Source organism: Affinundibacterium seohonense (assembly GCF_014284305.1).
Taxonomy (GTDB): Bacteria; Pseudomonadota; Gammaproteobacteria; order Burkholderiales; family Burkholderiaceae_D; genus Undibacterium; species Undibacterium seohonense.
Genome location: NZ_JACOFW010000018.1, coordinates 34,734 through 56,835, shown reverse-complemented (window position 1 = coordinate 56,835; position 22,102 = coordinate 34,734). Strand labels below are relative to the sequence as shown.

Annotated in this window: 17 protein-coding genes; 6 read left to right on the top strand and 11 right to left on the bottom strand. The window is 44.9% G+C overall.

Annotated features, from left to right (window positions below; translation table 11 throughout):
* Window positions 1–18 precede the first annotated feature (18 nt).
* A complete protein-coding gene (locus H8K52_RS14785; protein ID WP_186923686.1) occupies window positions 19–465 on the bottom strand; it encodes an ExbD/TolR family protein in 447 nt (148 codons plus the stop codon).
* 4 nt (window positions 466–469) lie between these two features.
* Window positions 470–1,075 (bottom strand): MotA/TolQ/ExbB proton channel family protein, encoded by a 606-nt coding sequence (locus H8K52_RS14780; RefSeq protein WP_186923685.1) that lies wholly within the window; start codon window positions 1,073–1,075, stop codon window positions 470–472.
* Window positions 1,076–1,989: 914 nt separating this feature from the next.
* Here H8K52_RS14780 and xseA point away from each other — a divergent pair.
* The 3 genes from xseA to H8K52_RS14765 all read left to right on the top strand — a co-directional run bounded on the left by xseA (window position 1,990) and on the right by H8K52_RS14765 (window position 5,090).
* On the top strand, window positions 1,990–3,357 hold the full coding sequence (gene xseA / locus H8K52_RS14775; protein WP_186923684.1) for an exodeoxyribonuclease VII large subunit: 1,368 nt from the start codon (window positions 1,990–1,992) through the stop codon (window positions 3,355–3,357).
* A 118-nt stretch (window positions 3,358–3,475) separates the two neighbouring features.
* Window positions 3,476–4,054, top strand: a complete 579-nt coding sequence (gene sodB / locus H8K52_RS14770) for a superoxide dismutase [Fe] (protein WP_186923683.1) — start codon at window positions 3,476–3,478, stop codon at window positions 4,052–4,054.
* A gap of 118 nt (window positions 4,055–4,172) precedes the next feature.
* Window positions 4,173–5,090, top strand: coding sequence for a M20/M25/M40 family metallo-hydrolase (locus tag H8K52_RS14765; RefSeq protein WP_186923682.1), 918 nt, complete (start codon window positions 4,173–4,175; stop codon window positions 5,088–5,090).
* Window positions 5,091–5,172: 82 nt separating this feature from the next.
* On the opposite strand, the gene H8K52_RS14760 is transcribed toward H8K52_RS14765, so the two are convergent.
* The 3 genes from H8K52_RS14760 to H8K52_RS14750 all read right to left on the bottom strand — a co-directional run bounded on the left by H8K52_RS14760 (window position 5,173) and on the right by H8K52_RS14750 (window position 8,477).
* Window positions 5,173–6,342, bottom strand: a complete 1,170-nt coding sequence (locus H8K52_RS14760) for an ABC transporter permease (protein WP_186923681.1) — start codon at window positions 6,340–6,342, stop codon at window positions 5,173–5,175.
* Window positions 6,339–7,301, bottom strand: coding sequence for an ABC transporter ATP-binding protein (locus tag H8K52_RS14755; protein ID WP_186923680.1), 963 nt, complete (start codon window positions 7,299–7,301; stop codon window positions 6,339–6,341). Before H8K52_RS14755 ends, H8K52_RS14760 begins: the two co-directional genes overlap by 4 nt.
* Before the next feature lie 234 nt (window positions 7,302–7,535).
* Complete coding sequence (locus H8K52_RS14750) at window positions 7,536–8,477, bottom strand: DUF808 domain-containing protein (protein WP_186923679.1); 942 nt, start codon at window positions 8,475–8,477, stop codon at window positions 7,536–7,538.
* Between the two features lie 270 nt (window positions 8,478–8,747).
* Between H8K52_RS14750 and H8K52_RS14745 the strand changes: the two genes are divergently transcribed.
* Window positions 8,748–11,468, top strand: coding sequence for a S9 family peptidase (locus tag H8K52_RS14745; protein WP_186923678.1), 2,721 nt, complete (start codon window positions 8,748–8,750; stop codon window positions 11,466–11,468).
* A 196-nt stretch (window positions 11,469–11,664) separates the two neighbouring features.
* Here H8K52_RS14745 and H8K52_RS14740 read toward each other — a convergent pair whose 3' ends face one another.
* Window positions 11,665–12,984: a DUF2799 domain-containing protein gene (locus H8K52_RS14740; protein WP_186923677.1), complete on the bottom strand. Its 1,320-nt coding sequence runs from the start codon at window positions 12,982–12,984 to the stop codon at window positions 11,665–11,667.
* Window positions 12,985–13,217: 233 nt separating this feature from the next.
* On the opposite strand from H8K52_RS14740, the gene H8K52_RS14735 reads away from it, so the two are divergent.
* Complete coding sequence (locus tag H8K52_RS14735) at window positions 13,218–15,041, top strand: ABC transporter transmembrane domain-containing protein (RefSeq protein WP_186923676.1); 1,824 nt, start codon at window positions 13,218–13,220, stop codon at window positions 15,039–15,041.
* Between the two features lie 121 nt (window positions 15,042–15,162).
* On the opposite strand, the gene H8K52_RS14730 is transcribed toward H8K52_RS14735, so the two are convergent.
* Complete coding sequence (locus H8K52_RS14730) at window positions 15,163–16,836, bottom strand: amidohydrolase (protein ID WP_186923675.1); 1,674 nt, start codon at window positions 16,834–16,836, stop codon at window positions 15,163–15,165.
* 303 nt (window positions 16,837–17,139) lie between these two features.
* Between H8K52_RS14730 and H8K52_RS14725 the strand changes: the two genes are divergently transcribed.
* Window positions 17,140–18,636 (top strand): transglycosylase SLT domain-containing protein, encoded by a 1,497-nt coding sequence (locus tag H8K52_RS14725; protein ID WP_246464562.1) that lies wholly within the window; start codon window positions 17,140–17,142, stop codon window positions 18,634–18,636.
* Window positions 18,637–18,749: 113 nt separating this feature from the next.
* On the opposite strand, the gene H8K52_RS14720 is transcribed toward H8K52_RS14725, so the two are convergent.
* The 4 genes from H8K52_RS14720 to H8K52_RS14705 all read right to left on the bottom strand — a co-directional run bounded on the left by H8K52_RS14720 (window position 18,750) and on the right by H8K52_RS14705 (window position 22,071).
* Window positions 18,750–20,000, bottom strand: coding sequence for a hypothetical protein (locus H8K52_RS14720; protein ID WP_186923673.1), 1,251 nt, complete (start codon window positions 19,998–20,000; stop codon window positions 18,750–18,752).
* A gap of 206 nt (window positions 20,001–20,206) precedes the next feature.
* A complete protein-coding gene (locus H8K52_RS14715; protein WP_186923672.1) occupies window positions 20,207–20,635 on the bottom strand; it encodes an ExbD/TolR family protein in 429 nt (142 codons plus the stop codon).
* Between the two features lie 12 nt (window positions 20,636–20,647).
* Window positions 20,648–21,079, bottom strand: coding sequence for an ExbD/TolR family protein (locus H8K52_RS14710; RefSeq protein WP_186923671.1), 432 nt, complete (start codon window positions 21,077–21,079; stop codon window positions 20,648–20,650).
* Between the two features lie 113 nt (window positions 21,080–21,192).
* A complete protein-coding gene (locus H8K52_RS14705) occupies window positions 21,193–22,071 on the bottom strand; it encodes a MotA/TolQ/ExbB proton channel family protein (protein ID WP_186923670.1) in 879 nt (292 codons plus the stop codon).
* Window positions 22,072–22,102: the final 31 nt, after the last annotated feature.

Here is a 22,102-nt window from a genome sequence, read left to right as displayed (position 1 = left end):
AATACAAATGAATAATCGCTATTTCGCGTTAGAAGTTGCTTGAGCCGCAAACGTCACTTTCGCTAATCCGGCTAGACGTGCAGCCTCTAACACATCGATTACCGACTGATGGCTCGTCGCCCGATCAGCATTGATAATAACGACTGGATCAGCATTACCAGCTTTGCCAGCACTTAGGCTTTCTGCGGCTTTCTTCAAATCATTCGCCAGCGTCGCTGCGTCAAGAAAACTAACCGCCTCGCTATTAATTTTATAGCGCCCCTGCGCATCGATACCAATCTCAATCTGACTTGGTTTGTCTTGCGCCTTTTCTGCGTCTGCGGTTGGCAAGGTAATTTGCAACTCGGTGAATCGGCTATACGTCGTTGTTACCATCAAGAAAATCAAAATGACCAATAAGACGTCAATAAAGGGTATCAAATTGATCTCTGGATCTTCTTTGCCCCGTCCTTTACGAAAATTCATACGACTACTTTCTCGTGCTGTGAACGATATCGACAAACTTCACCGCTTGCTGCTCCATCTCAACCACGAAGCCATCAGCGAGGGCACGAAAATGTCGATAGAAAATCATCGCTGGCATTGCAATTAGCAAACCAAAACCAGTGTTATACAGTGCAACCGAAATACCATGCGCTAGTTGCGCCGGATTCGCACCCGCTGCATTTTGCGAACCGAAAATTTCTATCATACCGACGACCGTACCAAACAAACCCATCAACGGCGCTAAAGACGCGATCGTCCCCAGCGTCGTGAGAAATTTTTCTAATTCGTGAGCGACCGCACTACCCGCTTCTTCAATCGATTCTTTCATGACTTCACGTGGCGCATTGACGTTGCGCAAGCCAGCTGCCAACACGCGACCAAGAGGTGAGTTAATCGCCAACTGATCGATCACCTCTTGTTTGATCTTGCCGCTTTGATAGACCCTGATCACTTCTTCGAGCAGAGTCCTAGGCAAGATCCTTTGCCGTCTCAATGACAACGTCCGTTCGATAATCAAGGCCAAAGCGACAATCGATGCCACCAACAAAAAATAAATCGGCCAACCAGCCGCCTGAATAATTGCGAACAAATGAAACTCCTTGCCAGAAAAATCTTAATAAGTCGTAGCGACTACGAATAAACACTCAGCCCGCAATGTATCGTGTTGTTAAGCACTGGGCAAGTAGATGCACAGGAATATTTTTCATCAGGTCGGCTCACATGAATAGAGGTAAGACTAATACTAGGTAAAAACATATGGTCAAAGTTGTGCACAGAATCTGTGCGCAAGATTGTGGATATCCTTGGGGCTAAATTCTAAGTGTTTGATTTTAAATACAATGATAGGCAAGCTGTTAAATTGAGCAGGCCCTAAAAATGCGAATTTTGGAGACGAATCATTGAAAATTTCACGACTGTGAATAAGTCCAAAAGTTCTGCACACAAACTGTGGAGAACTTTGTGAACAAACTCTTCACATCATCTTAAGTCTTTGATTACTATAGAAAAAATACCCCTGCAAGAATTTTAAGCAAAGCATTACCAAAAGCAACTAATTGCTATTTAATGATATTTTTGCCTAGTTATATCCTACAAATTTACCAATCGCTGTGAATAAAGCCGTAGTTCTGCACACAAAATGTGGATATCTTTGTGAACAAACCGGGCACATGATGCTAAGCCCATGATTTTAAAGAATATTGTTACCCTGCCACAAAAAAAGGCAGGGCCCTACTTTATTTCACTCAAGCACTTTTTCATCGAGGCATCTAATTTCCTGTGGATAACTTTGTGCATAAGCACAAAAATTTCCTATTCTCGCCTTCATTTTTCGTAGCAAAATCTGCTAACTAAAGATTTAAAGATAAAACTTAATGTAATTAAACACTTAAAAATCAATTACTTACAAAGACCTTCTAAATTATTTTTGACAGGAGGCAAGGCGCATGACATGCTTGCGCCTACTTTTCACGATCTGTGGACAGCTTTCTTGTTACTAGGCTTATGGCATCAACTTTTCCACCTCAAATCCCGCAAAAATCCGAGTCTGTCATACCAGTTTCGGCCCTAAACCAAGCTGTCGCGCAATTATTGGAACGAAACTTCCCATTGACGTGGGTTTCTGGTGAAATTTCCAATTTCACCCGCGCCGCATCTGGACATTGGTACTTCACGCTCAAAGATAGCGCTGCACAAGTAAGGGCTGTCATGTTTCGTGGTCGAGCGCAATACGCTAGCTTCACGCCACGCGAAGGCGACAAAGTTGAAGTGCGTGCGCTAGTTGGTCTGTATGCGCCACGTGGCGACTATCAAATTAACGTAGAAGCGATCAGGCGTGCTGGCGTTGGGAATTTATACGAGGCTTTTTTACAACTAAAAGCCAAACTCGCCGCAGAAGGTTTATTTGACCAAGAACGAAAAAAGCCAATTCCAAGTTTTGTCAGACGCATAGGCATCATCACCAGTCCGAATGCGGCAGCTTTACGCGATGTCATCACAGCTTTACAAAGACGTGCACCACACATTGAGTTGATCATTTATCCTTGCCCAGTACAGGGTGAAGGTGCGGCTGCAAAAATTGCACAAATGGTCGCGCAGGCGGATGCTGACAACCGATGTGAATTGCTGATCGTTTGCCGTGGTGGTGGCAGCATCGAAGATTTGTGGGCGTTCAATGAAGAGATTCTGGCGCGCACCATTGCCCATTGCGAATTGCCGATCATCAGTGGCGTCGGGCATGAGACGGATTTCACTATCGCAGACTTTGTTGCAGATTTACGCGCGCCAACGCCAACTGCAGCGGCAGAAATGGCGGCAACACCACGCACAGACTGGATCGCCAACCTAAACCAATGGCAAAATGTAATGCAACGGCAGATGCGTCGTCAGCTTGATAGCCAAGCGCAAAATCTAGACTGGCTAAGCCATCGCCTGCAAAGCCCAAGTTCCGCATTAACATCGAAGCGCCAGCAAATAAATCAATGTGCGCAAAGTTTGCGCTTTGCCGTACTCAGGCCGTTGCAGGCAGCGCAAAATCGGCTGTTGCAGTTAGAGACAAGGCTAACCCAGAAACGACCAAATATCCAAGATCGTCAAAGACAACTTGAGTATAAACAGATGCAATTGCGCACCGGCATGCGGCATCGATTACAGCTGCATCAGGCCAGTTTGGCTAGTCTGCAAGACAAACTCGACATGCTCAATCCGCAGCGCACCTTAGAGCGGGGTTACGTAATTTTGCAACAAGCCGACGGTCAATTTATCCGCAGTGTCGAACAAATTGATACTGGTGATGTCCTGCACTTACGCACAGCACAGGATGTGGGCGAACTAAAAATTGCAACTGTAAAAAAGCAGAAATCTGTAGATTAGCTGCAAGCATTCAGACAAAAGCTTACAATGCTGCTTTTCTCGCTACTGTTTTTTCAAAACAGGATGAGGCTTTTGCACTACTCTTTTGCATCATTTCGACAATCTAAAAGGATCTGCCATGGAACATACTTTGCCAGCTTTACCATACGCCATCGACGCTTTGGCTCCACACATTTCTCAAGAAACATTGGAATACCATTATGGTAAGCATCACCAAACTTATGTAACCAATTTGAACAATCTGATCAAAGGTACCGAGTTTGAAAATTCCACATTGGAAGAAATCGTCCAGAAATCTTCTGGCGGTGTTTTCAATAATGCTGCGCAAATTTGGAATCACACTTTCTACTGGAATGGTTTAAAACCAAACGGCGGCGGCACACCAAGTGGCGCATTAGCAGATGCCATCAATGCAAAATGGGGTTCTTTTGACGCATTCAAAGACGCCTTCACCAAATCCTGCGTCGGCAACTTCGGTTCCAGCTGGACATGGTTAGTAAAAAAAGCTGACGGTAGCTTAGACATCGTCAACACATCGAATGCTGCAACACCACTGACAACGACAGACAAGCCTTTGGTTACTTGTGATTTGTGGGAACATGCTTACTACATCGATTACCGCAATGCACGTCCAAAGTATTTGGAAGCATTCTGGGCCTTAGTGAACTGGGATTTTGCTGCAGCTAATTTCGCATAATAAAATTCGCTTCATCAAAGCCTGCGAGGTCAAACAGCCTCGCAGGCTTTTTTATTCGTCGGGAACTTAATCTGTATCGTCGCCACTAAGCTCTATTCCATTCACTCTCCAGTTCATTATGCGTAACCATCTCTCAGTTCGATTTATCTTCAGTTTGTGCGCATTACTGGTAAGCGCTACTAGTTTGGCACAATCAAACTCTTCGCAAGCCATGCAAGACGTACAGTACTTGGCTAGCGAAGCGATGCAAGGTCGAGAAATTGGCAGCGCAGGCAATGCCTTGGCGCGTGAGTACATCATTAAGCGAATCACAGAATTAGGGCTTAAGCCTTGCGGTGGAAACTATGTCCACGAATTCAAAGTCAATAAGCTGAAACAAGCGACACAAGGAAAAAATATCTTAGCCTGCCAGTACGCAAAACAAAATCCGGCAGCCAAATATCTAGTCGTGTCTGCGCATTATGACCATATCGGAGTCAATAATAACAAGATCTATTACGGTGCAGACGACAATGCTTCTGGCGTAGCTGGGGTGCTGGCAGTCGCACAAAATTTGAAAGATTCATCAACCAAACATCATATCGTTTACGCATTTTTTGATGGTGAAGAACGTGGACTTTTAGGCGCGCATGCCTTCGTGAAGGAAGGCATCATTCCACGCAAAGACATCGCAGCGAATTTGAATTTCGACATGATCGCGCGCGGCGATAAAAAAGAATTATTTGTCAGTGGAACCTATCAAAACCCGACCCTCAAACCTATACTGCAAACCCTGAATACGAGCGATGACATCAAGGTATTGTTTGACCACGACCGCCCAGAGCAAGGCAGCAATGACTGGACACCGCAATCCGATCACTACGCCTTTTTTCAAGCCGGAATCCCACATTTATACTTTGGTGTCGAAGATCATGCCGATTATCACAAGCCGACCGATACTTTTGACAAAATCAATCCCAAGTTCTTTGATGCCTGCATCGCTTTTTTACAGAAAGCGGTTATGCAAATTGATCAGCAATTTACACGCAAAGACTAAGAGCAAAAATCGAACATAGGCAGCTCTAAAAAGAATGGCACCGGACAAATCAGGTGCCGTTTGTTCTAGAAAAAGTAAAACACTAGTGCTTTACCGGGAACAAGAAAGTCTCCAACAGTTGTTTCCAACTAGGCTCTTTACCATACATACGTATTCCCAATGTAAAGACCCGCGTTGCCGCAGACTTGAACCACCACAAACAGGCGAGCAACAAGCTAACTGCTAACAACCACTGCCACATCGGTACTTCAGTGTGCGCCATCCGTAACGGCATCGCGGCAAACGAAGTCAACGGAAACACACTCAAGACTTGCATCATCATGCCTTCTGCATTATCAATGCCGCTGTAAGCGAGCCCAACCGGCAATGCGGGCAAAAACATCATGATGCTACGACTAGAGTGGTTAGGATCATCGATCGTCGCAGCAAAAGCTGCCATAAAACTATTCACCAACAACAATCCTAAAATGACAAATAAGAGCGTACTCAACAGCTGAAAAGCCGTCACAGGAATACTGACATCTGGCTTACCAGCGATCACGGCTGCGCCTTGAATCACGGCAAAAAACAAAATGCCGTAGGTCAGCATGGTCTTTAAACAGAACAAAGAAATGCCCAGAATTTTTCCCTGTATCCATTGTGAAGGTGTAATCAAGGTTAACAATTGTTCGGTCACGCGATTTTGCTTTTCGCTGGTGATACCAGTAAAAAGATAGCCGAACCCAGAAAAAATTCCCATGATCAAAAGAAAAAGCAGAGCGCCACTCAATAAAGCACGACCTTTCTCATCCTTATCATCCTTTTCTGGCGTCAACATTACCGTTTTGATCTCTGGAAGCTGAGTGATTTGCTGCCGTTGTTGTGCAGTCAAAGGCAACTGCGCAATTTGGCGTTCTTGCTGCCAGCTTTGTAAGTTGGCTTTTAACTTGGCTTGCCAACTGGCTTTTTCCTTTAAGGTAAGTTGTACTTGTCCGTTATCGATTTCAATCACGGCATGCCAGCTGTCTCCTATATTTTTCATTACCTGGCTTTTCGTGTCGGGACTAATTTCACTGAATTGAAAACCCTCCAGTTTAGGTAAATGGCTCACGCCGATCACAGCGACTTGATAGTCTTTGTCTAAGAATCCTTTGACATGCGGCCAGACAAATGAAAAGCCCATACCTACGAGCATCAGGACAATAGAAATAATTTCTTGCTTCCATTTGAAATAGCGTTTGAATTCAAACACCGCGATATTCCATGTCGTCATGTCAGGTCTCCTTTGTTACTGAGCCCCTGCAAAGGATGCTGCGCATTATGTGCTTGCACCGCGGTTAAATATAGTTCGTGAAGGTTGGCTTGAATTCGACCAAAATCTAACAATTCACCAAGCGCCATCACCTGTTGCAGGAGCTGATTGACGCTGGCGCCTTCATGCATTTGCACAATGAATTGCGTGGAGCTCGTAATCTCGACTGTTTTCACAGCGGCACAGGCGGCAATCGCGTCGCCCGCGATCGCTTGTGCAAAATTCAGTTGGTAATACTTTTCCGGGCTTAATTGCGCGATCACTTCTGACAAACTACCAAGCGCAACTTGTTGGCCTTTGTTCAGTAGTAGCATGCCATCGGCCAGACGCTCGACCAATGCCATTTGATGTGCACTCAGGATGATAGTGGTGCCGCTTTGCTTGAGCTCATTCAGTATGCTCAACACATGCTCTTGATTAATCGGATCCAATCCTGAAAACGGCTCATCCAAAATCAATAATTGCGGCCGATGTATCAAGCAACTAATCAATTGCACTTTTTGCTGATTGCCCTTGGATAACTTGCTCAGATTATCTTTAACTTTATCCATCAGATCAAAACGCGGCAGCCAGATCGCAAGCTGCTCACTGATTTGCGTTTGACTTAAGCCACGCAATTTACCAATGTAAGTGAGATTGTCGGTGACCGTTTTATCAGGGTATAAACCACGATCTTCCGGTAGGTAAGCAAAACTCGTTTCCGGAATTTTGCCTATCCTTTCGCCATTTTCAAAAATTCGGATTTCTCCCGCATCGGCCATCGTCAAGCCAACCAACATCCGAATCAAGGACGATTTACCCGCACCATTTGGCCCTAACAAAGCAAAAATAGTTCCAGCCTCGACCTTAAAACTGAGCGCTTGTACCGCCTGTACGGTGCTATATGTTTTCTCAACCCGATCAACTTCTATACTTATCATTGCTAACCTCTCTTAAAACTTTGTGTCTTCAATTAACTGAATTCTCAATCTCATATTCATACTCGTTTTTATGAAAAACTGTCATACCTGCACAATATAAAGATAAGAATGAAGTACGAAAAACGGAAAGCGACGAAGTACGAATAACTTGTTATGACATACCCGTTTTTAACAATGAAAAAGGCGAAAGATGCCCGCACCCTTCGCCTTTACCAAACTAAATAATGTTAAAGCCTACTTCTTAAGGACTTTTTGAAAGCCAGTCACACCTAACAACACCAACGCGCCAGCGAGAATACCAAACGCGGCATCAATCAAACTAGGGATAACAAATTGCAAAACGCCACCAATCCAAGCCATTGCACTCACACTATGCGCAAGCTGATTTGAAAACTCGCTGACGGCATGAATACCGTGAGACAAAATCCCACCACCAACCAAGAACATCGCTGCGGTGCCGATCACGGTTAATGCCTTCATTAAACGCGGCGCGAACGCCACTAAGCCGTCACCCAAGCGTCGCTGCATATTTCTCAACCAAGATTGCTCCTGATTTCTCTGCAGATAAAATCCCATATCATCCAGTTTCACAATCAAGGCAACAAAACCGTAAACACCCACCGTCATAATCAAACTAACACCAACCAGAACAGCGACACGCGTAGCAAACAACGATTCCGCCACGGTACCTAAAGTAATAATGATGATCTCACCACTGAGCACGAAATCTGTACGTATCGCTCCTTTGATCTTATCCTTTTCAAACTGCACCATATCGACGTCTTCATGCGAAATCGCTTCAACTAATTCCCGGTGATGCGCTTCATCCTCGGCTTCATTATGCAAAAACTTATGGGCTAATTTTTCAAATCCTTCAAAGCACAAATAGGCTCCACCAACCATCAACAATGGCATGATCGCCCATGGCGCAATAGCACTCAACAATAAAGCTAATGGCACAAGAATCACTTTATTCATCAAGGATCCTTTCGCCACAGCCCACACCACGGGCAATTCACGTTCAGCCCGTACACCACTAACTTGTTCAGCATTCAAAGCCAAATCGTCGCCTAACACACCTGCCGTTTTTTTGGCTGCGACTTTAGTCATCAAAGCTACGTCATCCAAAACTGTCGCAATATCGTCGAGTAGGGTTAAAAGGCTAGCACCTGGCATAAAAACTTTCTGTAGATTAAAAAAGGAAATCGCTAAAGCGTTAGAACAAGGCAATCGCGAAACGAAAGCAAAATTCTACTGTACAAAGCAGCACTCTTCTAGCAAATCTGTCTGGTGAAATGAAACAACAATCACCATCACGAAGAAATGTATGAACTTTCACTTCAAAAGCCAGTCTATCCACACTTAAAAATATACTGGCAAATAGTTGAAATACGCTATTAAAGTACATTTCACAAAATAACAAATGAACACCTCAAGGGAGTCAATATGAAAAAGAAGGCCATCGCCCTCAGTATTAGCTTGATATATACAAGTTTGAGCTGTCTAAGTAGTCCGTTGGCACATGCCGACAGCAAATCCAATGACGTTAAAATCCAAAAAATTAGAGCCTCGGAACTCACACTGGAACAACTTTATCGCAGTAAATCTTATGCGGGTAAAGCCGCTAGTCAATTAAAGTTTAGTGAAGATGCACGCTTCCTTGCTTATGCTTGGAATCCCTATGGAGAAGAAGGCAATGACCTGTATCTTCATGATACCGAGAGTGGTCAAACAACACGCATCACATCACCAACGCTGATGAAAACCTATGATGCTCCTGAAGATTGGGATCGCTTCGAAAAGAAACTACTACAAAAAGAAAAAGAACTGAATGAGCGTCAAGCCAAAGCCGAAGCACAGGCGGCCTACTTACGTGGTGAAAAAGTGGATTTATTGCAGTGGGAACGTGCGGCAATTGAAGACATCAAGCGAGAACTAGCTGAGAAGAAAACCCGCGATGCGGTAAAGAAATCAGAAAAAGATGCAGAAGCAGCGAAAGAAAAAGCCGCCGTCGCAGCGACCAAAGTCAGCAAAGCCAACGGCAACGATGCTAAGACTGACAATCAGTCCGACGATCAAGCCAACAACAAGACCGACAATAAGGCTGACAACAAGTCCGCGCAACTCGACAACGCAAAAAAGAGTGACGTCGATAAAGAACTATGGGAGCTGCGCGATGAACTCAAAAAGAAACTCGCCAAAGAAAAGCTCAAAAACACCGACCTCTATCCTGGTGTAGAAAACCTCATTTGGGCAAATGCAGCACAAGAATTAATCTTCCAATACCGTGGTGATCTATTCCGTTTGCAAGCCAAAACCGGGCATATCGAGAGACTGACTAAAACTGATAAAGTGGAACGTATCCTTGCATATACCGCAGACGATAGCGGCTATTTGTACATGGATGATAAGCGTATTTATGCGGCAAGTTTTAGCCATGGTAAGTTACGTCAACTCAATCCCGAATTGATTCATGCAGACGACGTAGAAAAAAAATACAGTCTCAATAGCACAATCCTAAGCGAAGACAAACAATGGATGGCCATCAGTGCTAGTGCGACTGTCGGCGAACCAGGTAAAACCCCGCCCGGTCGCCAGGTGGAGATCATGAATTACAACGAGCGATTCGCAACTGCAAAGAAGGTCAACCGTGAAGTCTCAGATGACAAACGGACAGTCCCTGCGACCGCCCTTTATATACGTAAAGTCACTGACGAATCAATGCGTCGACCCACCCCTGTTTTTACGAACGAAGGTGGCGATGTGTGGTTTGAAATGAGTAAAGTCGCTTTCTCGAAAGATGGCAGCCAATATAGTTTCTCAACATGGGAGCGAGAAAAAGAATTGCTGCGTATTTATCTGGGCACGACGAATGACAATAGCAAACCAAAAATCGTGCTTGAACGCCGTGGCAATGTCGGTCATGAAGTGGTTGATGTCGTGTCACCGCAGTTCACCCCTGACGGCAAGCAGTTAATCGCTGTTCTCGATGAACTCGGCTACCGCCAACCCTATGTGATTCAGACGAATAATGCTAGTGCGACACCGATACTAAAAGGAAATTTTGAAGCCCATCGTATCCTCGGTTTTACCGCTGATAGTCAAGACATGTTCGTACTCGCCAATAAGGATGACTTCGCCGCGATGAATGTGTTCAAAGTCAAGCTAGTAACTGGTGAAATGACCGCAGTAGGTCAGGCTGGCGATTTCCATCGTGCCACGGAAGTCGCCGAAAATGGTCAACGACTAGCCTCAATGGCAGGACAATGGTCTAGCCGTCCAGAATTAAAGTTATTCGATTTAACGAGTAATAAAACTGCCGTCAAAACGCTGACAGATAGCCATGACCCGCAATGGAATGCTATCCATTTACTACAAGCTGAACGCTTCAATTTTCGCAATCGTCACGGCGATACGATAGAAGCCTATGTTTTCAAACCGCAAAACTGGAGCAGTAGCGATAATCGCCCTGCTATCGTCTACACCTATGGCGGTCCACTAGGTGATCGTCACATCATCGAGACCGATAGCTTCCAACCAACTGCCTATTTATTTGGCATGTATATGGCTGCGAAACATGGTTACGTGACAGTTGCGGTAGACCCACGCGGACACTCAAATTATGGACGAAAATTCAGCGACGCCAATTGGGAACAGGTTGGTAAACCGCAAACCGAGGATCTCGAAGACCTTGCCAAATACATGCAAAAGAAACTGGGTGTCGATGGTAAACGTATAGGATTAAACGGTTGGAGTTTTGGCGGATTTCAAACGCAATATACGATGTACACCAGTCCAGATGTCTTCGCTGCAGGTATCGCAGGTGCAGGTCCGACCGAATGGGAAAACTATAACAGCTGGTATAGCGGCCGCACGATCGGCAAAGTGGATCGTAGCAAGCCAAACTTACGCCGCTACTCACTGTTGCCGCTGACTGCTGGCCTTAAAAAGCCATTGATGCTGGTCCATGGCATGCAAGACCCGAATGTCCTGTATCAAGATACTGTCAATGTCTATCGTGCTTTATTGGAAAACGGCAAAGAAAGTCTAGTGGATTTATTCCTTGATCCAGATGGCGAGCACGGTATGGGTGGTGCCGTCAAGCCAAAAGCCTGGCACAAAAAATATGAAAGCTTTTTCTTGCAGCACTTAGGTAGGGCAAAGTAATTTTCCAAACTAGAGTAAAAAAGGACGCAAATAACTCGCGTCCTTTTTTACTTAACGGTATTCACTTCGCGAGACCTCTGCACAACCGTAGCGAGCGATCGAAGTTTGAATTGAGGAGCAGACCTGTGCTAGAGAAAAACGAGCACCGGAAATTCAACATTCGGCCGCGTAGTAGATTAAGTAAAGGTCTCTTCGATTAAATACTTCGTTGCAGTTGCTCCATACGCTCTTCATGACGTAAGCGCCAGGCGTCTAAATCATCCAAACTACGATTGAGATCACGAATAGTGCGACGAATGTCATGCATTTGCTGATCGCGACGTTTTTCGCGATCGCTCGCTTCTTTTACCGCGTTCTGATCTTTACTATTTTTGATAATGTCCTGATCCTTGCGAGAATCTTTATCTAATTGACGGATTCGATAATCCGCGTCGCTGCGACGGTCAATTGCATAGCGGATATCTCGCTCTACTCGCTCTTTTTCACGCCAAGTTATTTCATATTTTTGTCCATTATCATAGGCATGCTTTACCCTCGCTTGCACTGTCAAGTGACAAACACTCAGTTCAAAATACGCTGATTGACGGCCAAAACCAAACGCGTTTTCGGGACTGCAATAACGCATGTTTTCAGCATGCCAAGCTTGCAAGTAAATATCTTTGCTCTGCTCGATGACAAATACTTTGTCTTTACGTGCATTGGCAATACGCTCTTCGATTCTTTGTGGCCTACCAAAGCCGTCATCTTTGCCCGCATCGCGCCAATACGCTTGTAAACGATTTTCCCACATCGCCTGATACGCTTCTTCGACAAATTTCAAATCACGCTTTTTTGCATCCACTCGACGCATATATCGATCCCAGCCATTGGTCGCATCGTCCCACGCAGTACGTTTCCAATACTCAACAATTTCGGTGTCCCAGGCGATCTGATAAGCATCATTACGAACTAAGACCTGACGCTCCTTGGCGGACTTTACATGCTGCTGCAGCATCTTGTCGGACACACCTTGACGCGCGTCTTCGTAGCCTAGACGTGTCCAATAAGCTTGATTACCTCGCTGCCAACCCGTTTGAAAAGCAATCGCATTAAACGGGATGTCTGCTGCATTTGCCGCTCTCTGAGTCTCTATCGACGCCGCCAAGCCGGCAACACCATCCTGATCGCCTATCGCACTCCAATAATCGGCGTTACCTTGTCGCCAGCCTAGGTCATAGGCGGTCGAATTGAGCGGGGTTTTATTGTCGATCACGCTTTCAGACCGCGTTTGCGTTTGATAATAACTAGCTGGTCTTGGAAAACGCCCATCCGCTTCGCCTAGTTTTTGCCAGAATTGCGTATTACCGCTAGCCCATCCGGTTTGGTAAAAACCTGCCGATTCTGCTTTAATTTTGTCTCCGTCAACACCAGCACAAAATGAACGTCGCTCTTCAAAATTAGCGGGCAAACCTTTGGCACCATCTTTATTGCCGATCACACTCCAATCACCTTGCTTACAATCTTTAATTTGCCGCATCGTTGACTGACATCCACTCAAGCCGATCGCAAGGATACAAATGATAAGAAAATTTCTCATATAAAAAGGAAGGGGTAATATCGACATGATGTAGTTAAACGTAGATGAAGTAAAACCAATAACGACTGAGCGGCACTCGTGTTGACAAGAATGTGAACTATTGTAAATCGTCTGTTCTACGTGCCTCACAAAAAGCTGCCACAATATACCCCATCTCATTTACAGTAGCGACCATGTCAAACACTTCATCAAGCTCAAGCGCCGACCCAAGCAAAAACCGCAGTAGCATTGCAACCCTCAGTGGCCTACTACCTTTTCTTCGACCTTACCGCCGTCAATTCATCCTCGCTGCGATTGCCTTGGTGATTGCAGCAGGTGCGACACTCACGATTCCCTATGCCTTCCGTCAGATGATAGACATGGGTTTTAGCAAAATTGGCGAAGGTGGCACGCAAGGTATCGACCATGTGAATCTGACCTTTTTGGCCTTATTCGGTGTCGCAGTCATTTTAGGCATCGCTACTGCGGCGCGCTTTTATATGGTGTCGTGGATAGGTGAACGCGTGACTGCCGACATTCGTAATGCGGTGTATGCCCACGTGGTCACGCAAAGCCCTGAGTTTTTTGAAACCACACAAACAGGTGAGGTATTATCTCGCTTAACCACGGATACGACACTTATTCAAGCGGTGGTTGGCACCAGCATCAGTTTGGCTTTACGGAATTTATTGTTATTTGCCGGCGGCTTAGTGATGTTATTTGTCACTAGTCCCATGCTGTCTTCTATCATCATAGTCATGTTGGTCTTGGTCATCTTACCGATCATCATGTTTGGCCGACGCGTGCGGCAGTTATCACGTGATTCACAAGATCGTATCGCCGATGCCTCCGCCGTTGCTGGTGAAATCTTAAATGCCATGCCAACGGTGCAGGCCTATACCCATGAATATATTGAGGCCAAACGCTTTTCTGCTTCGGTCGAACACGCTTTTAGCACCGCCATGCGGCGTATTCGTGCCAGATCGCTGTTGACCATGATCGCCATTTTATTGATCTTCGGCGCCATTGTGTTCGTCTTATGGCTAGGCGCACATTCGGTGATGCAAGGAGAAATGAGCGGTGGCAAATTGGGGCAATTCATCTTATATGCCTCGATAGTCGCTGGCGCTATTGGTGCTTTATCTGAAGTGATGGGCGAAGCACAACGAGCAGCGGGAGCGACCGAACGGCTATTAGAATTAATGTCAGTGCAATCATCCATCACGAATCCAGCACTGCCACTTGCTATGCCCCCCTCATTACAGGGACAAGATACGCATGGCGCGACCGTCGACTTCCACCAAGTCGTATTTCATTATCCTTCACGACCTGATGCTGCGGCACTTTCCAACATTGAGTTATCGATTAAAGCTGGCGAGACCATTGCTTTAGTGGGCGCGTCGGGTGCAGGCAAGACTACGCTGTTTCAACTTCTATTGCGCTTTTATGATCCGCAGCAAGGTCATGTCTGTATTGATGGCGTGAATATCAAAGACTTAGATTTACATACCTTGCGCGACACCATCGGTATCGTGCCGCAAGATACGGTGATTTTTTCAGCGAACGCATTGGAAAATATACGCTATGGACGCGTTGACGCCAGTGACGAAGAAGTCATTCAAGCTGCCAAGCTAGCAGCAGCACATGAATTTATTGAACGACTACCTGAAGGCTATCAAGCTTTTTTAGGTGAACGAGGTGTACGCTTATCCGGTGGACAGAAACAGAGAATAGCGATCGCTCGAGCTATCTTGAAAAATCCACGTCTGATGCTATTGGATGAGGCAACGAGCGCCTTGGATGCGGAATCTGAGCGTTTGGTTCAACAAGCATTAGAATCAGCAATGCAAGGACGAACGACATTGATCATCGCCCATCGCTTAGCGACCGTGAAACGTGCCGATAAAATTATTGTACTGGAACATGGTCGCATCGTGGAGACTGGCAACCACGCTGAATTGATCGCACATGGTGGCGTCTATGCGCATCTCGCCTCTCTACAGTTCCATCAAGTCTGATTTTTTGTTCGTTTGGACCTGATTAAAATCGGTTCATTTGTATTAGCTCGATACATAGAAAAGCACTTCAGAATTTTTTCCGAAGTGCTTTTTACTTTCCAAAACAAAGTATCCGCTTTGGTTACTTCGTATAAACTTGCTTACCGGCCTGCCAGGTCTGCAGAACCACTGTTTTGTAGATATCTTTACTTGGGATGGTAAAGATATCTTGATCAATCACGATAAAATCAGCCCACTTCCCCTTTTCCAAACTACCGACAATTTTCTCTTGGTGTCCGGCGTAAGCCGCATCTAAAGTGAAGCATCGAAATGCTTCCTGCACCGTCATTGCTTGTTCTGGATACCAGCCTTTGACAGGCATCTGCTGATGATCCTGGCGCGTTACTGCTGAGTAGATGCCCCAAAATGGATTCGGATTTTCAATAGGAAAATCCGAACCACAAGGAATCTTCGATCCTTGCTTCAAGAAACTCCGCCATGCATAGGCACCTTTAATTCTGTCTTTACCAACTCTGTCTTCAGCCATATTCATATCTGATGTTGCATGTGTCGGCTGCATCGATGGAATAATATTTGCCTTAGCCACGCGCGGAATATCGCTTAGTTCCAATACCTGTGCATGTTCAATTCGATGGCGCAAAATTTTCGCGTCATGTTGCTTTGGGATTGAGGCTAAAGCATCAATCACCTGTCGATTGCCGGCATCGCCAATAGCATGGACATTCACCTGATATCCCTTCGCAGCAGCCTTTTGCACCATACTTTGCATCTGTTTATCTTGCACAAACAAAAGTCCTTTGGTGTGAGGCGCATCACTGTATGGCGCTAACAAAGCTGCGCCGCGGCTTCCCAATGCTCCATCGGAATACAATTTCACAGCCCGCAACGCGTAACGATCATCTGCCAAATTTTTTAAGGGGCCAGCGGCAGAAACCACATCAAAGAATTGGTCGACACCACCTATCATTCCATAAACGCGCGTTGTTAATCTCCCCTGTGTAGCATATTCGCGGAACAGTTTATCGGATTGGGCATCAACACCAGCGTCATGTACGGTGGTCAAACCAACGCTACGCAATTGTTTAAGTGCAGCATCCAATGCGACTCTCAACTCTGCGTCATTTTGTGGCGGGATGACTTTTTCAAGTATATCCATTGCAGAATCGACTAAGATGCCGGATGCCTCACCTTGTTCATCACGTTCGATCTTCCCACCGGCAGGATCAGGCGTAGATTTTGTAATGCCCGCCAAGGCTAACGCCTTAGAGTTAGCCCAGCCCGCATGCCCATCGACCCGACGCAGCCACACTGGTTTATCGGCGACAACGGAATCCAACTCCTTTGCGTTTGGAAAACGATCCAGTTTCCAGATCGCTTGATTCCATTCTCCACCCAAGATCCATTGTTGCTGTGTTGCCTGTTTGGCGTAAAGACTAATCGCCGCTAGCGCCTCAGTTAAATTATTGGTTGCCCTTAAACTAAGTTGACTCGCAGCTGTCCCTAAACCGAACACGTGGCCGTGGGCATCGATTAGGCCAGGTAATACCGTCTTGCCTCCCAAATCAACTAACTTGGCCTGTGGATTTTTCTTTTGTAAACTTTTTTGCAATCCAGTCGCCAGGACTCTTCCTTTGTCGTCGACCAACATGGCATCAAATTTTTGCAGTTGCTGTTTGGCATTTAAGGTGTATGCATTTGCATGCACAAATAAGGTATCTGCATGCGCCTGCCAGCTAAACGCGCTTAGTAGCATCAAATTCAATGCGGTCAAACGTAAATTATTTTTTCTTGTCATGCTTGTCTCCTAAATATTCAAGTAAAGATTAATGCGATTAATTTTACGATCAGACCTTAATTGGCAGTTACAAAGTGCTTCAATTAAATAGAGAATTGGCACCAAAATGCAAACCACTTGCCCAATGAAAACTTTAGCGCATTTTCTAGCTTTTTGGTTGCTATTTCTCTTGACCTTGAAATAGGCATTTGCGTACACTCCACTGTTACCCATCTAGCAGTCGATCTCTTCGATTTTCTTCAAGTTCCCATGAAACGATTTAACCACGGTCTGTATTTTTTTTGCGTAAGCCTCATTTGCTCAATGCCGCATTACGCAAATGCTAGCACCGAAGATACGCTAAAACTCAGTAAAAAATTAAGTGATCCCCGTATTGAGTCACATTCTGAATTTGAAACAACATCGGATATAGAAAAGAACCCTGGAGATGAAGTACTAATATTTACCGAATCTGATCTTTGGAACCGGATTCGTCATGGTTATGCCATTCCCAATTTAGAAAACCAACTAGTCACTTATCAGACAAACTGGTACAGCTCCCGCATCGATTATTTGCTTAGGATAATTCAACGTGGTTCACGTTACTTGTATCACGTCGTCGATGCCTTAGATAAACGTGGTATGCCAACCGATTTGGCCTTACTGCCATTTATAGAGTCGGCATTTAATCCAAATGCGATTTCAACGGCGAAGGCATCTGGCATGTGGCAATTCATGCCAGCCACTGGACGTGATTTCAATTTACGCCAAACCATTTTCAAAGATGACCGGCGTGGGGTATTGGACTCGACCGAAGCCGCACTCGATTATCTACAACGTTTATACAATCTTTTTGGTGACTGGCAATTGGCTCTGGCTGCCTATAATTGGGGCGAAGGATCTGTGCAACGCGCCATCAAACGCCAGCAAGCAATGGGACTGCCGATCGACTTTGATAGTCTGTCTGCACTGATGCCGAATGAGACAAAAAATTATGTCCCCAAATTACAGGCAGTAAAAAATATCATCGGTCACCCAGAACAATACAATATTGTCTTGCCAAGACTGGATAATGAGCCCTATTTCACCAGTATAAAAAATGGTAAAGATATTGATGTACATCTTGCTGCCAAATTAGCTGAGCTGCCATTAAGTGAATTCAAGGCACTGAACCCACAGTTTAATCGCCCTGTCATAACTGGTGGCAATAGCAGTAGTATTTTATTGCCAGTCGAAAATGCCAGCATTTTTGAAAGTAATTTTCTGAGTTGGAAAGGCTCTTATTCTTCCTGGACAACCTTAAGCATTAACAAATCTGAGCGCGTTGAAACCCTGGCGAATCGCTTCGGCTACAAACCCGAAATACTAAGAGAGGTCAATGCGATTCCAGCCAAGATGATAGTCAAGGCTGGCTCGACTATTTTAGTTCCTAAATCCGCGAAGTCACCGGATGAGAATATCCCCGTACAAATTGCCGAACAAGCACAATTAAGTATTGAAAAAGCTGGCGGCAGCACCCGAAAAATACAAATCAAAGTTAGTCGGAAGGATAATTTGGCGAGTATCGCCAAACGCTACAAGCTCACTTCTGACGATATTAAATCTTGGAATAATTTACGCAAAGATCAGCTCACATTTGGACAGAAACTGGTTCTTCATATTCCCAAAGCATCAACTAATACACGCATCGTCAAACAGAAAACTGTAAATAGTAAAAGTCAGTTGGCAAAGCGCATAACTGCACGCAAATCAGGTCAATTAAGTACAAAGACATCAAAGAAAGTTCTCGCAAGTAACAGCAAGAAAAAGACCCGTAGCTGACCTAGCATAGACCTTCACAAATCACGTTGAAATTCCTGCCTGAAACAAAAAGCAGGGGCGTAAAAAAAGGCAGCCATCATAGCTGCCTTTTTTACATACAAAATCAATTCATGTTATTTCGACTGATTGGCGTAAATTATCCAATAACGGGCAAGATCCCCAGTACCGTCTTTACCTTGTACTGTTTTCAAAACTTTTAAACCTGCAGATTTCTTACCGGCCAACAAATACGCCATCCCCAGATGTAAATTTGCGTCATCTGGATGCTTTAAACTATCCTTCTTGATGCCCTGCTCCATCAAGCTGATACCTTTATCGTATTCACCACCAGTGGCCAATGAAAATCCAATATTAACTAAAGCCGTGCCATCAGCAGATTTCTGTGCTTCCGCTTCTGCTGCCGCCAATCCTGACTTCGCTTCAGCGGCACGTTTCGTTGCCAAATCTTTTAAACGTCCGTGACGGGCTGCCTCAGGACCTGTCCCCAAAACACCTGATTTGTATCCTTGATCAATAATCTTCAGTGCTTCCATTGAATTTCCATCTTGAATCGCCATTTGCGACATTTCCATGAAATCGCCAGTCTTAGAAATCTGGCCGACCGCCAATTTCAAACGATACAAATCCATAGACAAACGGGAAGAAAAATCTGGCTTACGCTCTATGCTGTTGAGTAAGTTAACCCAATATTCTTTCTTGCCGTAGTGCATCACAAGTTTTTCCAAAGTCGCTAAGTAAGCTGCTTTATCACCACTCTTTTGTACGGCATAAGCGTAGCTCTCGAGAGTTGTTTGACTAGGTACGCGACCAGCTTTTTCTGCGGCCTGAATTTCAGCACGGGTTTCCTTCAAAGCACCAGCACTATCACCACTCATTGATTTCGCTTGAATCATGTATTGGCGGGAAGAGCTATCAGTACCACCTTCACTGAAATAACGCTCATACATTTTGGTCGCTTTGGCGTAATTATTCGCTTTAAAGTAAGCATTTGCCAAAACCTGAATTAATTGCAATTGATCTTTGCTTGGTAACTTATTTGCAGCGACAATCAACTCGCCGGAACGAATCACCGCATCATTATCACCTGCCGCAGAAGCGACTGAAAGGCGCATACGCTCAATCGTAAACGTCTCGTTCACGGATTTATTGCTAATGCGATCAGTTTCTTGTAACTTGACCAAGGCGTCACGGAATTTCTTCGATTTGTATAGTTCACCAGCCTGCTGAACAATTTTACCGACCTCAGCACGCATCGCTTCTTGTGCAATTGCTGTATTACCTGCAACACCGGTTAATTCAGGGATAGTCGCACAACCCATGGCGGCGATCAGAATAGCTAGTTGTGATAAGCGTAGGTGCTTCATATTTGATCTCTCAATCAATAAAAATCAATAAAATTAATAAACTTTGAGCCTAACAAACTATAGGAAACAGTGTCATTTCGCTGTTTATCTTAGCCTGACAAAGCATAACTCACTATACAAAAAAAGGCAGGGAAACCCCTGCCCTCTCTCGTTTAACAATTGTTTGAACTCATGTCAACTACGTAAATCAATTCAAACCAACGGACTTACTTCATAAACTGCTCGTTACCGATCATGCCCAATTTCGTGATGCCACGGCTTTGCGCTGATGCCATAACTGCAGCTACAGATTTATAAGAAACCAAACGATTTGGCTGCAAATGAATCTCAGGTTGCGGATTCATCGCTGCTGCTTCGGACAACTTAGCTTCTAACTGAGGACGACTAACTACTTCGCCATTCCAAGTCATAGTACCATCAAAATCCACGTCAATTTTGATCACAGTCGGTGGAACGTCTGGTGGTGGCGCATTGTTTTGCTGCGGCATATTTAAATTCACCGCGTGATTTGCAATTGGAAGCGTCGTAATAAACATAATAATCAACACCAACATAACGTCGATCATCGGTGTCATATTCATTTCCATCATTGGTTCTGGATCACCACCAGAACCGGAGCTCATATTCATGCCCATGCGATTCTCCTTTTAGCCTTTTGGTGGTGGTTCAAGTACAAAACCAACTTTTGCAATACCTGCACGCTGTACAGTCAACATCGTTTTACCGATTGCTTCGTAACGCGCATTTTGATCGCCACGAATATGTACTTCAGGCTGTGGAACTTTAACCGCTTCCTTCGCCATCAGTTCAAACAAAGCATCTTCTGAAGTTACCGGTGTACGCATACCTCCAAAATAAATATCACCGTCTTTACTTACAGTAATAATGACGTTTTTCGCATCAGGGTGATAATCTTCGTTTTTCTCAGCTGGAAGCTGAACTTTGGTCAAGTCTAAAACTACTGGTGACGTGATGATGAAGATGATCAACAAAACCAACATAATATCCACAAGTGGCGTGGTATTGATGGTGCTATTGACTTGGTCTTCACCACTGTCACCGCCGATTTGCATTCCCATAATATTTTCTCTTTAGTGAATTCTTGTCGCTTAACTCCAAATAGATTCGATCTGAATCTATTTGAAGCGAAAGAACTTTCGTAATAAAAACAACTTGCTTCTTATTACTCAGATTACTTATTTGAGTTAGCTTTGCTCATTGCGCCGGACAATACAACAGAGTGCAAATCAGCGCCGAATGCATTGATGTCTTCCATTGCAGACTTATTACGACGCAACAAGTAGTTGTAGCCCAAAACAGCTGGAACCGCAACGCCCAAACCAATCGCCGTCATGATCAAAGCAGAACCAACTGGACCCGCAACTTTATCGATCGAAGAGTTACCTGTAGAACCGATCGCGACCAGAGCGTGGTAAATACCCATAACTGTACCGAACAAACCAATAAACGGTGCTGTAGAACCTACAGTAGCCAAGAATGTCAAACCTTCGCCCAAACGGCTTTGTACTTTATCTACAGAGCGTTGGATGGACATTGTTACCCATGAATTCAAATCGATTTGTTCCAACAAAGCACCTTCGTGGTGTTCGCTAGCACTGATACCTGAATCCGCGATAAAACGGTATGGGCTGCCTTCTTTCAAAGTCGACAAACCGGCCGCAACGTTCGCTGCTTTCCAGAACTTGCGTGCTTCTTTTGCTTGACCGCTCAATTTTGACAAATCAATGATCTTTGTGATCAAGATGTACCAGCTGAACATAGACATGATCAACATGATTGCTAATGTTGCCTGATCGACCAAAGTACCTTCTTTGATCAAGTGTGCCAAACTATATTGATCAACAACTTCAGGTTTCGCTTCAGCAGCAGGTACAGCAACATCAGCAGCTGGTGCTGGTGCGGCAGTTGCCTCAGCTGGTGCAGATGCTGCAGCCTCTGTTGTAGCAGATGCAGAAGCTTCTTGAGCGAATACAGGAGCGGTTGCCATTGTTGCTGTCAATGCGAACAAAATTGCCGCCAGGAATGTGCTTACTTTAGCGCGGGTTTTCATGTAGATACTTCCTTTAAAAAAATTTAATACT

Excerpts from the sequence above, each read along its gene's own strand:
- H8K52_RS14785 (WP_186923686.1), bottom strand. The coding sequence starts at position 465 with ATGAATTTTCGTAAAGGACGGGGCAAAGAAGATCCAGAGATCAATTTG.
- xseA (WP_186923684.1), top strand. The coding sequence starts at position 1,990 with ATGGCATCAACTTTTCCACCTCAAATCCCGCAAAAATCCGAGTCTGTC.
- sodB (WP_186923683.1), top strand. The coding sequence starts at position 3,476 with ATGGAACATACTTTGCCAGCTTTACCATACGCCATCGACGCTTTGGCT.
- H8K52_RS14765 (WP_186923682.1), top strand. The coding sequence starts at position 4,173 with ATGCGTAACCATCTCTCAGTTCGATTTATCTTCAGTTTGTGCGCATTA.
- H8K52_RS14760 (WP_186923681.1), bottom strand. The coding sequence starts at position 6,342 with ATGACGACATGGAATATCGCGGTGTTTGAATTCAAACGCTATTTCAAA.
- H8K52_RS14755 (WP_186923680.1), bottom strand. The coding sequence starts at position 7,301 with ATGATAAGTATAGAAGTTGATCGGGTTGAGAAAACATATAGCACCGTA.
- H8K52_RS14750 (WP_186923679.1), bottom strand. The coding sequence starts at position 8,477 with ATGCCAGGTGCTAGCCTTTTAACCCTACTCGACGATATTGCGACAGTT.
- H8K52_RS14745 (WP_186923678.1), top strand. The coding sequence starts at position 8,748 with ATGAAAAAGAAGGCCATCGCCCTCAGTATTAGCTTGATATATACAAGT.
- H8K52_RS14740 (WP_186923677.1), bottom strand. The coding sequence starts at position 12,984 with ATGCGGCAAATTAAAGATTGTAAGCAAGGTGATTGGAGTGTGATCGGC.
- H8K52_RS14735 (WP_186923676.1), top strand. The coding sequence starts at position 13,218 with ATGTCAAACACTTCATCAAGCTCAAGCGCCGACCCAAGCAAAAACCGC.
- H8K52_RS14730 (WP_186923675.1), bottom strand. The coding sequence starts at position 16,836 with ATGACAAGAAAAAATAATTTACGTTTGACCGCATTGAATTTGATGCTA.
- H8K52_RS14725 (WP_246464562.1), top strand. The coding sequence starts at position 17,140 with ATGCCGCATTACGCAAATGCTAGCACCGAAGATACGCTAAAACTCAGT.
- H8K52_RS14720 (WP_186923673.1), bottom strand. The coding sequence starts at position 20,000 with ATGAAGCACCTACGCTTATCACAACTAGCTATTCTGATCGCCGCCATG.
- H8K52_RS14715 (WP_186923672.1), bottom strand. The coding sequence starts at position 20,635 with ATGGGCATGAATATGAGCTCCGGTTCTGGTGGTGATCCAGAACCAATG.
- H8K52_RS14710 (WP_186923671.1), bottom strand. The coding sequence starts at position 21,079 with ATGGGAATGCAAATCGGCGGTGACAGTGGTGAAGACCAAGTCAATAGC.
- H8K52_RS14705 (WP_186923670.1), bottom strand. The coding sequence starts at position 22,071 with ATGAAAACCCGCGCTAAAGTAAGCACATTCCTGGCGGCAATTTTGTTC.